The sequence below is a fragment of the Actinokineospora sp. genome, from assembly GCF_050699995.1.
Taxonomy (GTDB): Bacteria; Actinomycetota; Actinomycetes; order Mycobacteriales; family Pseudonocardiaceae; genus Actinokineospora.
On record NZ_JBOHGC010000016.1, the window covers coordinates 1 to 13155 of the forward strand.

Here is a 13155-nt window from a genome sequence, read left to right on the forward strand (position 1 = left end):
CCTCGGGCCGGTGCGTCGTCACCGGTGTGGGCGGGCTCGAGATCCCCGACCTCATCGTGAACGTCGACAGCAGCCACGAGTTCGGCGTGGCGATGGTCGACGGCCAGATCGCGATCGCCGAGCTCGAATGGCCACCGAACCGCGCCCGGACCGACCGCGACCCCCGGCTCGTGGCGGCGGCGTCGGCCGCCTCCGAGCTGATCGTGAACGCGGGCGGCGCCCGCATCGAACTGGTGGCCAACCCGGATGGCCTGCCCGTTCGCCAGTACGTCGTGGCCTGGGTCCCCGGCCAGTCCACACCGCAGAAGGAGGAAACACCGTGACGACCACACCGATCACCGAGGTGCCGTCGCAGGAGGCAGTGCTCGAGGAGATCAGTTCGATGCTCCTCAGGGTCCTGGACCAGTACGGGCTCGACGATTTCAACGACACAGACGACATCACTGGCCGGATTGCTCTGGACACCACGTTCCATGATGAGCTGGGTCTGGAGAGCATCGACCTCGTGACCGTCGGGTCGATGCTGACCGACCGCTACGGCGAGCAGGTCAACCTGGCGGCGTTCCTCGCCGACCTCGACATCGACGACGTGATCGGCATGCGGGTCGGCCTGCTCGTGGACTTCGTGCGCGCCGCGCTGAGCCGCCCGCGTCTGGCGGGGAGCTGACACCCGTGGGCATGATCCAGGCGAACGGCATCCGCACGCACTACCAGCTGATGCCCGCGAAGAACCCGGCCACGCCGCAGCCGCCCACGGTGGTTTTCGTGCACGGCCTTGGCTACGACAGCCTCGCCAGCTTCTACCTGACGCTGGCCGCGCCGGTGGCGCAGGCGGGGATCGACGTGATCACCTACGACCTGCGTGCCCACGGCCGCAGCGACCGCCCGGTCAGCGGCTACCGGGTCGCCGACTTCGTCGAGGACCTGCGCGCCCTGCTGTCCGAGACCGGCGTCGAGGGCCCGGTCTACCTGGTGGGCAACAGCTTCGGCGGCACCATCGCGTTCAGCTTCGCCGAGCGCTACCCGTCGCTGGTGCGCAGCATCGTGGCGATCGAGGCCGAACCGGCGACCCACGAGTGGTCCCGCAAGATCGGCGGCACGCTGACGAACGTGGTCGACTGGATGGAGGACCCGCAGATCCTCGCGTGGCTCGAGGAGACCTACGGCGCCCACCACGCGCGGCTGTCCAAGATCGCGAGCGCGGTGATCCGGGCGACGACCATCGTCGAGGAGGTTCCGCAGGGCCCCCTGCTCGACGCCGAGGCGCTGCGCGGCATCCAGTGCCCGGTGCTGTCCATTGTGGGCAGTGAGGGGTTCCAGAGCGACAACCTGCTCGCCGTGCAGTCGTCGCTGCCGGACTGCCGCACCGAGGTGATCGACGGCCAGAACCACTCGGTGCTCGTCAAGCGCCACCGCACCGTGCGCTCCCTGCTGCTCGACTGGATCGAGGAGATCGAGGCGATTCCCGCGGAGGTGGAGGTCGGCGCGGCATGAGGGTCCTGGTGACGGCCTCGGTGGGGGTCGCGCGATGAGTCGGTTCCTGATCGTCGTGCCACCCTTCGTGGGCCACGTCAACCCCGTCGCCGGAGTCGCGGCCGAGTTGGTGGCGCGCGGACACGAGGTGGCCTGGGCGGGGGACCGGGACCTGCTCGACCGACTGCTTCCCGCTGACACCACCGTTTTCCCCGTTGCGTGTCCGTTGCCCGTGCGGCCCGCGGACGTGCGCGGGTTTGCCGCATGGAAGTTCCTCTGGGAGGCCATGCTCGTCCCGCTCGCGCACACGATGCTGCCGGGCGTGCGGGCCGCGGTCGATCAGTGGCGCCCCGACGCGCTCCTGGTCGACCAGCAGGCGCTGGCCGGGGCGCTCGTCGCGGGGAGCGCCGGGCTGCCGTGGGCGACCTCCGCGACCACCTCCTCCGAGATCACCGACCCGCTGGCGACGATGCCCGCGATCGGTGGCTGGGTCCGGGGGATGCTCACCGACCTCCGGTTGCGCTTCGGCGACCCGCTGGACGACCACGACCTGCGTTTCTCCCCGCACCTGGTGCTCGCGTTCACCACCCCGGCCCTCGCCGGGGACCCCGCGGTGACCGCGCCCGTGCGGTTCGTCGGGCCCTCGCGAAGGCCCGGCAGGCCCATCGGCTTCCCCTGGGAGTGGCTCGACGACCGGCCACTCGTCCTGGTCACCCTCGGCACCGCCAACGACGACGCGGGCACCAAGTTCCTCGCCGACAGTGTCGCCGCCCTGCGCGACCGACCTGACCTCCAAGCCGTCGTCGTCGACCCGGCGGGCACGCTCGCCGAGGTCCCCGCGAACGTTCTGCGCCGCGCCGAGGTGCCCCAACCCGAAATGCTCGACCGGGCCGCGCTCGTGGTCTGCCACGCCGGGCACAACACCGTCTGCGAGGCGCTCGACCGTGCCGTCCCGCTGGTCGTGGCCCCGATTCGGGACGACCAGCCGGTGATCGCCGAGCAGGTCGTGCGCGCGGGCGCGGGCGTCCGGCTCCGATTCGCGCACGCGGGCGCCGAGCGGATCGGCAAGGCGATCGACGCCGTCCTGACCGAGCCCGCCTACCGCGACGCGGCGAAGCGGGTGCAGGAGTCGTTCGCCGCCGCGGGCGGCGCCGCCGAGGCCGCGACCGGACTTGAATTTCTTGCGCGTTCGGCTTGATCGGCCTGTGGCGAACTGACAGAAGATGAGTGGGAACTTGTCGGGCGAAGCGATATTTCGCCGCTCGACAAAATAGCCTTGACCAGCGCGGATTGGCGCTGCGATCCTGATTGTCGAGCTGTGACACCTAGCAGAGAGGGTGCGCTCCACAAAATTCGGGGGTTGTTTTTCAGCAAAGACAGGATCGTGTGCCATGTCAGCCGATTGTGTTGTCTTCGACATCAACATCGATCATCCGCGCGACCGTGTGTGGAGCGTGATCGGCGACCTTCCGCGGTATTCCCGATTCTTCCGCGGAATCACCTCATTCGAGCAGATAGCCGCTCGGGGATATGGCACCCCCGCCCGCTTCCTGCTGCGTGCCTCCCTGGGGCCGGGGGCGCTGCTGCACCACGAGATCGAGACCAGGATCGCCCGGCCCGGCGAGCAGCTGGTCCTGGCGGGCAAGCCGGACAACGGCAGCTGGGTCTCGATCCGGCTCGAGGACGGCGGACCGGGTCGGACGATCCTCAAGTTCGTGTTCTTCCAGCCGATGCTTCGCCACCCCCAGGGGATCGACTGGACCGAGTCCGACATCAGGAACTGGGTCCGCGACGCCGTGCGGCGCATCGATGGGCACCTCGCGGGCATCTCCGACCCGCGCGCGGTGCTCAAGCGCAAAGACGTCAGCTCGTCCCCGATGCGGATGGTCTCGACCCTGGCCAAGGCCGGGATCCTGGCCCCCACCCGGCCGGACAAGATGTTCCGCCAGCTCAAGGCCGTCGCCTCCTGGGGCGGGACCATGGTTGCCGGCTACACCGCGGCCAACGCCCGTGAGCCGGGGAAGACCGCGGTCATCGACCCCACCGGCAGACGCACCTTCGCCGAGATCGCCGAGCGGTCCAGCAGGCTCGCCGAGGGACTGCGCGACCTCGGTGTGCGCGCCGGGAGCAAGGTCGGCATCCTGGCCCGCAACCACGCGATGTTCATCGAGTCGCTGGTCGCCTTCGGCAAACTCGGCGCTGACGTCGTCATGCTCAACACCGCGCTGTCGGCGGAGCAGGTCGTGGAGGTCGTGCGGCGGCACCGGGTCAAGGTGATCGTCGTCGACGACGAGTTCGCGGGCAAGGTCGACTACCTGCCGGTGACCATCGCCCGGCTGTGGACCGGCTCGAAGTCGCCCACGGTCGAGAGCGTGATCGCCGAGAACGAGCCCGGCACGTTCACCCCGCCGAAGGAGCCGGGCAGGCTGATCGTGATGACCTCGGGCACCTCGGGCACGCCCAAAGGCGCGCGCCGACCGACGCCGCCCGGCCTGGGCAGCGCCGCGATGGTGCTGTCCCGCATCCCGATGAAGGTCGGCGACAGCGTGCTCATCGCAGCCCCGATCTTCCACAGCTGGGGCCTGGTCGGCGTGCAGATCGGCATGGTCCTGCGGGCCACCCTCGCGCTGCGGCGAACCTTCGACGCCGAGGCCACGCTGCGCGCGATCGAGAAGCACCGGATCACCACGCTGTTCGTGGTCCCGATCATGTTGCAGCGGATGCTCGCCCTGCCCGACCACGTGCGTGAGCGCTACGACACCTCCAGCCTGCGCATCGTCGCCAGCAGCGGCTCGGCGATCCCCGGCACCGTGGTCACCGGTTTCATGGACGTCTTCGGCGACATCCTCTACAACTTCTACGGCTCCACCGAGGTCTCCGCAGGCGCCGTCGCCACCCCCGCCGACCTGCGGGCCGCGCCGACCACCGCGGGCCGCTCGCCGCTTGGCTCCACCCTTGGCATCCTCGGGCCCGACGGCGAGCAGGTGCCGCCGGGGTCGGTCGGGCGGATCTTCGTCGGCAACGACATGCTCTTCGACGGCTACACCGACGGCGTCGCCCGCGAGGTCAGACACCAGCTGATGGACACCGGCGACCGCGGCTACTTCGACGCCGACGGCAGGCTCTTCGTCTCCGGCCGCGACGACGAGATGATCGTCTCCGGCGGGGAGAACGTGTTCCCCCGGCCGGTCGAGGAAGTGCTGTCCGCGCTGCCGCAGGTCGACGACGTCGCCGTGGTCGGCGTGCCCGACGACGAATACGGCCAGCGCCTGGCCGCCTATCTCGTGCTGCGCGCGGGCGCCCGGCTCGACGCGGAACTCGTGCGTTCCTATGTCCACCAGCGGCTGGCCCGGTTCTCCGTTCCGCGCGATGTCCTCTTCGTCGACGAACTGCCGCGCAACCCGACCGGAAAGGTCCTCAAGCGCCTGCTGACCGACGAGCACCCGCTCGTTCAGCAGGTGGACTGAGCCCTTGCTGTCCGTTCCACAAAGTCCGGGGGCGAACTCTGTCCAGGATGATAATTCCACCCGAATTCCGGGCCATTATGGAAGCCGTTTCGGACACATGTTGTCAGCCGTGTGACACGTCGGTAATGTACCGCTGAGTAGCCGATTCGCGACCATTGCGTGAATGTATTCCCGGCTATTAGTGGCCGGGTCGGAAAGAAATGCCCGGCGCCTGGATTGTGTTTGTCCTTCGGCGAAGACGAAATCATTGGGAGATGCGATGGGTGTCGAGGTCGCCGTCGAGGGATTGAGCAAGTCCTTCGGTCGCCAATCGATCTGGCGCGACGTCACCCTCACCTTGCCCGCGGGTGAGGTGTCGGCGCTGCTCGGACCTTCGGGCACCGGCAAGTCCGTCTTCCTGAAGTGCCTGATCGGCCTGCTCAAGCCCGAGCGCGGCAGCGTGATCATCAACGGGGTCAACCTGTGCACGTGCGGCGAGCGGGAGATGTACGAGATCCGCAAGCTCTTCGGGGTGCTGTTCCAGGACGGCGCGCTGTTCGGCTCGATGAACCTCTTCGACAACGTGGCGTTCCCGCTGCGTGAACACACGAGGAAGTCCGAGACCGAGATCAAGCGGATCGTCTTCGAGAAGCTCGAGCTGACCGGCCTGCAGGGGGCGGAGACCAAACTGCCCGGCGAGATCTCCGGCGGTATGCGCAAGCGCGCCGGTCTGGCCAGGGCCCTGGTGCTCGACCCGGAGATCATCCTGTGCGACGAGCCGGACTCGGGCCTCGACCCGGTCCGCACCGCGTACCTGTCGCAGCTGCTGATCGACCTGAACGCGCAGATCGACGCGACGATCCTCATCGTCACCCACAACATCAACCTCGCCCGGACGGTCCCGGACAACATCGGCATGCTCTTCCGCAAGGAACTGATCATGTTCGGTCCCCGCGAGGTCTTGCTGACCAGCGACGAGCCGGTCGTGGAGCAGTTCCTCAACGGCAGGCGGTTCGGTCCTATCGGGATGTCCGAGGAGAAGGACCAGGCGACCATGGCCGCCGAGGCGGCGCACCAGGAAGCCGGGCACTCCGACGGGTCCAATGAGGACGTCCGCGGCGTGGTGCCGCAGATCGAGCCGACACCGGGGATGCCCGCCCGCGACGCGGTGCGCAGGCGCCGCAACCGGGTGCTGAAGATCCTCGACACGCTGCCCGAGAGCGCCCAGCACGGTGTGCTGGCCTCCCTGAGCGCCGAGGACCTCGGCCGCTACGACGACTGGGCCCGCCGTGCCGCCCAGGGTCGGATGGCCACGCGGCACGCCGGTCCGGTCGCCACGATCCCGTCCGGTCCGGAAGTGACCAGCAGGATGCACCCGCCGCCGCTGCCGCACCGCGGCCACCCCGGCGACGATCACCGGCCCCGGCCCCGGCCGGAGGGGCGCCCGTGACCAGCCTGATGGACAAGTCCCGGTCCGCGGTGGCCAGTGCGCTCAACGAGTTCGGCAGCCTGTTCTCGCTCGGCCTCGACGTCGTCGTGAACATGTTCCGCAGGCCCTTCCAGGCCCGCGAGTTCATCCAGCAGTTCTGGTTCATCGCCAGCGTCTCCATCCTGCCCGCGGCGTTCGTCGCGATCCCGTTCGGCGCGGTCATCACCCTGCAGCTCGGGTCGCTGACCAGCCAGATCGGCGCGGAGTCGTTCAACGGCGCGGCCAGCGTCCTGGCGGTGATCCAGCAGGCGAGTCCGATCGTGACCACGCTGATCATCGCCGGCGCGGGCGGCTCGGCCATCTGCGCCGACCTCGGCTCCCGCACCATCCGCGAGGAGATCGACGCGATGAAGGTCCTCGGCGTCTCGCCGGTGCAGCGCCTCGTCGTGCCGCGCGTGCTCGCCGCGATGCTGGCGAGTGTGCTGCTCAACGGCATGGTCAGCGTCGTCGGCGTGGCGGGCGGCTACTTCTTCAACGTGATCATGCAGGACGGCACGCCCGGCGCCTTCCTCGCCAGCTTCTCCGCCCTGGCCCAGCTTCCCGACCTGTGGGTCAGCGAGCTCAAGGCACTGATCTTCGGTTTCCTCGCCGGGCTGGTCGCGGCCTACCGCGGGCTCAACCCCAAGGGGGGCCCGAAGGGCGTCGGTGACGTGGTGAACCAGTCCGTGGTCATCACGTTCCTGCTGCTCTTCTTCGTCAACTTCGTCATCAGCGTGATCTACCTGCAAATCGTCCCCGCGAAGGGAGCGTGAGTCGGTGATCAACATCAACGATCGGCGGCGCCGCGCGGTGCTGCGTTCGACGAACGGCCTGGAACTTCTCGGCGACCAGCTCTGGTTCTACTTCCGGGCCCTGGCCTGGATTCCGCTCACGATCACCCGGTACTCCCGGGAGGTCGTCCGGCTGCTCGCCGAGGTCAGCTTCGGCAGCGGCGCGCTCGCGGTCATCGGCGGCACGATCGGCGTGATGGTCGGCCTGAGCGTGTTCACCGGCACGGTCGTCGGCCTGCAGGGCTTCTCCGCGCTCAACCAGATCGGCACCTCGGCGTTCGCGGGCTTCCTTTCCGCGTATCTCAACACCCGCGAGATCGCGCCGCTGGTCGCCGGGCTCGCGCTGTCGTCGACGGTCGGCTCCGGTTTCACCGCCCAGCTCGGCGCGATGCGGATCTCCGAGGAGATCGACGCGCTGGAGGTCATGGCGGTGCGCAGCCTGCCGTACCTGGTCACCACGCGGATCGTCGCCGGATTCTGCGCGATCATCCCGCTCTACGTGATCGGCCTGCTCACCTCCTACATCGCCGCGCGCACCATCACGGTCGAGGTCTACGGCCAGTCCGCGGGCACATACGACCACTACTTCAGCTTGTTCCTCCCACCGGAGGACGTGCTCTGGTCGTTCGTCAAGGTGCTGATCTTCAGCGTCGCGATCATCCTGACCCACTGCTTCTACGGCTACCGCGCCACCGGCGGCCCGGCCGGTGTCGGCGTCGCGGTCGGCCGCTCCGTGCGGACCTCGATCGTGCTGGTGAGCATTTTGGACTTCTTCCTCAGTCTGGCGATCTGGGGCGCGACGACGACCGTGCGAGTGGCGGGATGAGCATGGACATGGGGAAGGCGCGGCTGCGCAACCAGGGCCTGGGTCTGGTGTTCATCATCCTGATCCTCGCCTCCGGCTGGCTCACCGTGGCCATCTACCGGCACGACTTCAGCTCCGACGTGCCGGTGCGGTTGCGGGCCGACCGGGTCGGCAACCAGCTCAAGGTCAACGCCGACGTCAAGGTCCGCGGCATGGTGGTGGGCACGGTGCGCACCATCGAGGTCGTCAACGGCGGCGTCGACGTCGGCCTGGCCATGGACCCGGACAAGCTCAAGCAGTTGCCGCGCAACGTGACCGCCAGACTGCTGCCCAAGACCCTGTTCGGCCAGCGCTACGTCAGCCTGATCATCCCGGAGTCGGCGGACTCGGTCCGGCTCGCCGGGGGCGACACGATCGACCAGGACTCCAGCGGCAAGGCGATCGAGGTCGAGAAGGCGCTGCGCGACCTGATGCCGGTGCTGCAGGCGGTGCAGCCGCAGAAGCTGGCGAGCACCCTCGGCGCGATCTCCCAGGCCCTGGACGGGCGGGGGAAACCGTTGGGGGAGACCATGGTCAAGCTCAACGGCTACCTGACCCAGCTCAACCCGCAGATGCCGCAGATCGAGACCGACCTGGTCAAACTCGCCGAAACCCTTGAGACGTACCAGGACGCGGGTCCGGCGATCGTCGACGCGCTCTCGGAGATGAGTGCCACGGCGAAGACGATCGCCGACAACCGGCAGAACATCACCGACATGGTCACCACGGTGACCGACGCGTCCGGCCACCTCGCAGGCTTCCTCAAGGCCAACGGCAAGAACCTGATCGGCGTCTCCGCGGCCAGCAGGCCGTCGCTGGAACTTCTCGCCCGGTACTCGCCCTCGTTCCCGTGCCTTTTCAAAGCGGTGAACGCGCTCAAACCCGACGTGGACAAGGCGCTCGGCGTCGGCACCAACCAGCCAGGACTGCACGTGACGATCACCGTGAAAGACTCCCGGGGCCCCTACCTGCCCGGCCGCGACACCCCGCGCCACACCGCGGGCGGTGGCCCGCGCTGCTACCAATCCGGTGGGGCGCAAGGCATGACCGCGCCGTCGTCGGCGGGCCCCAACTCGCCAGAGGAGAGCCGGTTCGTCGGCGAACTGCTCGGCGCGGCCTGGGGAGTGACGCCGGAAGAGGTCCCCGACTGGAGCGGCCTGCTCGTCGGGCCCCTGCTGCGCGGAGCCGAGGTGACCCTGCGATGAGGAGCCTCACCGGCCCGCTGGTCAAGGGCCTGATCTTCACTCTCGTCACGTTGCTGGCGACCACGATTCTGGCGATCACGATCGCCAACCGCGGCAGCGGCGACACCGCTGCCTACAAGGCGCGGTTCACCGACGTCACCTCGCTCAACCCCGGTGACGACGTGCGCATGTCCGGGGTGCGGGTGGGCCAGGTCGACCACATCGAGATCGTCGACAACTCCGTCGCCGAGGTCGAGTTCTCCGTCGACCGGCGGTGGCGGCTCACCCTGGACGCGACGGCGGCGATCAAGTTCCGCAACCTGATCGGCCAGCGCTACATCTCGCTGGACCAGGGGACGGGCGATGCCACGGTGACCATGGCCGAGGGCCAGCTGATCCCGCTGGAGCGCACCCGGCCCGCGCTCGACCTCACCGCGATGTTCAACGGGTTCAAGCCGCTGTTCCAGGCGCTGACCCCGCAGGACGTCAACCAGCTCTCCTTCGAGATCGTGCAGGTCCTCCAAGGCGAGGGCGGCACGGTGCAGAGCCTGATCCAGCACACCGCGTCGCTGACGAACACGCTGGCGGACAAGGACGAAGTCATCGGCAAGGTCATCAGCAACCTCAACGGCGTCCTCGAACAGATCAACGGCCGCGGCGACAAGCTGGGCACGCTGATCACCACGACGCAGCAGCTGGTGACGGGTCTGGCCGCGGACGCCAAGCCGATCGGCGACGCCCTCGACAGCCTGTCCGCGTTGGCCACGAGCAGTTCCGGTCTGCTGCAGGCGGGCCGTGAACCACTGCGCCGCGACATCGAAGCCCTTGGCGCGCTGTCGAAGACGCTGGCGGACAACTCACCCGCGTTCGACAAGTTCATCGCGATGTTGCCGACCAAGTACGAGACGATCGGCCGCACGGTGTCCTACGGCTCGTGGATGAATCTCTACCTCTGCGGGGTCACCACGAACGTCAAACCCGGGCCCCAGCTGCCCGGAACCCCACCGCTGCCGGTCGGGGTCCCCGTCACGGACGCGAGGTGCGGACGGTGAAGCTGAAGAACCTGATGTCGCGGGAGATCAAGCCGTTCAGCGAACGCAACCAGGCCGCGGTCGGGGTGGTCGGCGGCCTGATCATGTTCCTGATCACCGCGCTGATCTACTTCGCGCCGGAGCTGCCGCTGATCGGCGGCGGCACCACCTACACCGCGCAGTTCCGCGAGGCCGCCGGGCTCAAGCCCGACGACGAGGTCCGGGTGGCCGGGGTGAAGGTCGGCAAGATCACCAAGGTCGAACTCAAAGGCCAGGTGGTGCTGATCAGCTTCCGGATCGAGGGCGTGTGGGTCGGTGACCAGACCGTCGCCCACATCAAGATCAAGACCTTGCTGGGCCAGAAGAACCTGAACCTCGAACCGAAGGGCGCCGAGGAACAGGACCCGGCCACGCACATCCCGGTGAACCGCACCGTCACGCCTTACGACGTGACCGACGCGTTCGCCGACCTGGCCGAGACGACGGGGCAGATCGACACCGCGCAGCTCGCCAAGAGCTTCACCACCCTTGCGGAGACGTTCACCGCCGCGACCCCGGAAGAGGTGCGCTCGGCCCTGACCGGCCTGTCGTCGCTGTCGCAGACAATCGCCACCCGCGACCAGGAACTCAAGAAGCTCCTCGAACACAGCGCGACGTTCACCAAGACCATCGCCGACCGCAACGCCCAGTTCGAGCTGCTGCTCAAGGACGGCGCGACCCTGCTGCAGGAGTTCAACAAGCGCAAGGACGCGATCACGGCGCTGCTGAAGGGAACCCAGGACCTGGGCCGGGAACTCGCCGGGCTGGTCAAGGACAACCAGGCGCAGCTCGGACCGGCGCTCGACCAGCTCAACCGGGTCTCCGATGTGCTGCAGCGCAACCAGCAGCACCTGGAGCGGTCGCTGCGGCTGGCCGGGCCGTTCTACCGCCTCGTCGGCAACGCGGTCGGCAACGGCCGGTGGATCGACACCTACATCTGCGGGCTGGTGCCCGCGAGCGGTGGCGGCTGCATGCCGTCGAAGGGAGGGGGTCGCTGATGGCGGCCACGAGGAAGTGGGCGGTGGTGCGGGGACTCCTCGCGACCGTCACCGTCATCGCGATCGTCGCCGGGGCGGTGCTCTGGATCCTGCCGAAGCTGGAGTCGGGCAACAAGGTCACGGCTTACTTCACCGCCGCCGTCGGCGTCTACCCCGAATCCGACGTCCGCGTGCTCGGGGTCAAGGTGGGCACCGTCGACACCGTCGAGCCGCAGGGCGCCACGGTCAAGGTCAGCATGACCCTCGAACCCGGCATCCCGATCCCGGCGGGTGCGGTCGCGGTGGTGATCGCGCCCAGCCTGGTCAGCGACCGGTACGTGCAGCTCGCGCCCGCCTACTCCAGCGGCCCGGAACTCGCGGAGAACGCGATCATCCCGGTGAGCAGCACCCTGGTGCCGGTCGAGCTCGACGAGCTGTTCACCAGCCTCGACAAACTGAACACCGCGCTCGGCCCGGACGGGGCGAACAAGGCGGGCGCGCTGTCGGACTTCATCACCACCAGCTCGAAGTTCCTCGACGGCAACGGCAAGGAAATCAACAACATGCTCAAGGCGCTCGGCCAGTCCGCGCGCACGCTGAGCGGCTCTCAGGACCACCTCTTCAGCAGCATCGACAACATCCAGAAGATCACCACCATGCTTGCGACGAACGACGAGATGGTCGACAAGTTCAACGGCCAGCTCGCCCAGGTCTCCCAGTTCCTCGCCGAGGAGCGCGACACCTTCGGCGGCGCCATGCACGAACTCGCGGGCGCCCTGGCCGTCGTCGAGGCGTTCATCAAGGACAACCGCGGCAAGATCAAGGTCAGCCTGGACAAGCTGCAGGGCACCGCGCAGCTGCTCGCCGACCAGCGCGCCGCGCTCGCCGAGGCGTTCGACACCGCGCCGCTCGCGCTGACCAACGTCATGCAGGCCTACGACCCGGCCACCGGCACCATCGACGGCCGCGGCAACCTCACCGAGTTCTCCAGCGCCAACCCGGTCCTGCCCTTGGTGGGCCAGTGAGGACCCGGCTGCGGCTGGCGGCCGCCATCGTCGCCGTCGTTCCCATCGCCGCCGGCTGCGGCTCGGTGGGCGGGCTCTACGACATGCCGCTGCCCGGCGGCGCCGACCTCGGCGACCACCCGTTCCGGGTGACCGCGCAGTTCCGTGACGTCCTCGACCTCGTGCCCCAGTCCGGCGTGAAGGTCGACGACGTCTCGGTCGGCCGGGTCGAGACCATCGAACTCGCGCCCGACGGCCGGACGGCGCTCGTCACCGTCGTGGTCAACGGGTCGGTCTCGCTGCCCGCGAACTCGGTCGCCCGGCTGCGGATGTCCAGCGTCCTCGGTGAGAAGTTCATCGAACTCGACGAGCCGCCCAACGAGAGCCCCGACGGCAAGCTCAGCGAGGGCGACCAGATCCCGCTGGAGCGCACCGACCGCAACCCGCAGATCGAAGAGGTCTTCGGCGCGCTGTCGCTGCTGCTCAACGGCGGCGGCGTCGGCCAGCTCCAGCAGATCACCAAGGAACTCAACGCGGCCTACGGCGGCAACGAGGAAGCCATCCGCTCCCTGCTGAAGAACATGAACACGTTCGTCACCGGCCTCGACGCGCGCAAGAACGAGATCACCCGCGCCCTCGACGGCATGGGCAAGCTGGCGGAATCCCTTGGCTCGCGCAAGGAGCAGATCGCCAACATGATCGACAACCTGGCGCCCGGCATCGAGACGCTGAGCCAGCAGCGGGAGAAGCTCGTCGGCATGCTCGGCGCGCTCGACCTGCTCTCCGACGTCGCGGTCGACACCATCAGGAAGAGCAAGGACGACATGGTCGCCGACCTGCGCGCGCTGGAACCGACGCTGCGCAAGCTCAACGAAGCCGGGGCGGACCTGCCCAGGGC

At 68.5% G+C, this 13155-nt stretch carries 13 protein-coding genes; all 13 read left to right on the plus strand.

The genetic code is table 11. The annotated features are described in order from the left end of the window. The coding region (locus ACRDSQ_RS00925; RefSeq protein ID WP_431417917.1) for a hypothetical protein at positions 1-323 on the plus strand (323 nt) is incomplete at its 5' end. Further along, a complete protein-coding gene (locus ACRDSQ_RS00930) occupies positions 320-667 on the plus strand; it encodes a phosphopantetheine-binding protein (RefSeq protein WP_431417919.1) in 348 nt (115 codons plus the stop codon). The genes ACRDSQ_RS00925 and ACRDSQ_RS00930, both read left to right, overlap by 4 nt. A gap of 11 nt (positions 668-678) precedes the next feature. Then, positions 679-1494 carry an alpha/beta fold hydrolase gene (locus ACRDSQ_RS00935; RefSeq protein WP_431417921.1) on the plus strand — a complete coding sequence of 272 codons (816 nt, stop codon included), beginning with the start codon at positions 679-681 and terminating at the stop codon, positions 1492-1494. A 34-nt stretch (positions 1495-1528) separates the two neighbouring features. After that, positions 1529-2671 (plus strand): glycosyltransferase, encoded by a 1143-nt coding sequence (locus tag ACRDSQ_RS00940; RefSeq protein ID WP_431417922.1) that lies wholly within the window; start codon positions 1529-1531, stop codon positions 2669-2671. A gap of 193 nt (positions 2672-2864) precedes the next feature. After that, on the plus strand, positions 2865-4940 hold the full coding sequence (locus tag ACRDSQ_RS00945; RefSeq protein ID WP_431417923.1) for an AMP-binding protein: 2076 nt from the start codon (positions 2865-2867) through the stop codon (positions 4938-4940). 259 nt (positions 4941-5199) lie between these two features. After that, entirely contained in the window at positions 5200-6369 is a 1170-nt protein-coding gene (locus ACRDSQ_RS00950) for an ABC transporter ATP-binding protein (RefSeq protein ID WP_431417924.1), read from the plus strand. Positions 6370-6377: 8 nt separating this feature from the next. Then, positions 6378-7160, plus strand: a complete 783-nt coding sequence (locus ACRDSQ_RS00955) for an MlaE family ABC transporter permease (RefSeq protein ID WP_431417933.1) — start codon at positions 6378-6380, stop codon at positions 7158-7160. 7 nt (positions 7161-7167) lie between these two features. Next, a complete protein-coding gene (locus ACRDSQ_RS00960; protein WP_431417935.1) occupies positions 7168-8004 on the plus strand; it encodes an MlaE family ABC transporter permease in 837 nt (278 codons plus the stop codon). A 2-nt stretch (positions 8005-8006) separates the two neighbouring features. Then, positions 8007-9227, plus strand: a complete 1221-nt coding sequence (locus ACRDSQ_RS00965; protein WP_431417926.1) for an MCE family protein — start codon at positions 8007-8009, stop codon at positions 9225-9227. Continuing rightward, positions 9224-10258 (plus strand): MCE family protein, encoded by a 1035-nt coding sequence (locus ACRDSQ_RS00970; protein ID WP_431417927.1) that lies wholly within the window; start codon positions 9224-9226, stop codon positions 10256-10258. Before ACRDSQ_RS00965 ends, ACRDSQ_RS00970 begins: the two co-directional genes overlap by 4 nt. A gap of 14 nt (positions 10259-10272) precedes the next feature. Next, positions 10273-11274, plus strand: coding sequence for an MCE family protein (locus ACRDSQ_RS00975; protein WP_431417937.1), 1002 nt, complete (start codon positions 10273-10275; stop codon positions 11272-11274). Continuing rightward, positions 11274-12278, plus strand: coding sequence for an MCE family protein (locus ACRDSQ_RS00980; RefSeq protein ID WP_431417929.1), 1005 nt, complete (start codon positions 11274-11276; stop codon positions 12276-12278). Before ACRDSQ_RS00975 ends, ACRDSQ_RS00980 begins: the two co-directional genes overlap by 1 nt. Then, positions 12275-13155: MCE family protein (locus ACRDSQ_RS00985; protein WP_431417931.1), on the plus strand; the 881-nt coding region annotated here is incomplete at its 3' end. The genes ACRDSQ_RS00980 and ACRDSQ_RS00985, both read left to right, overlap by 4 nt.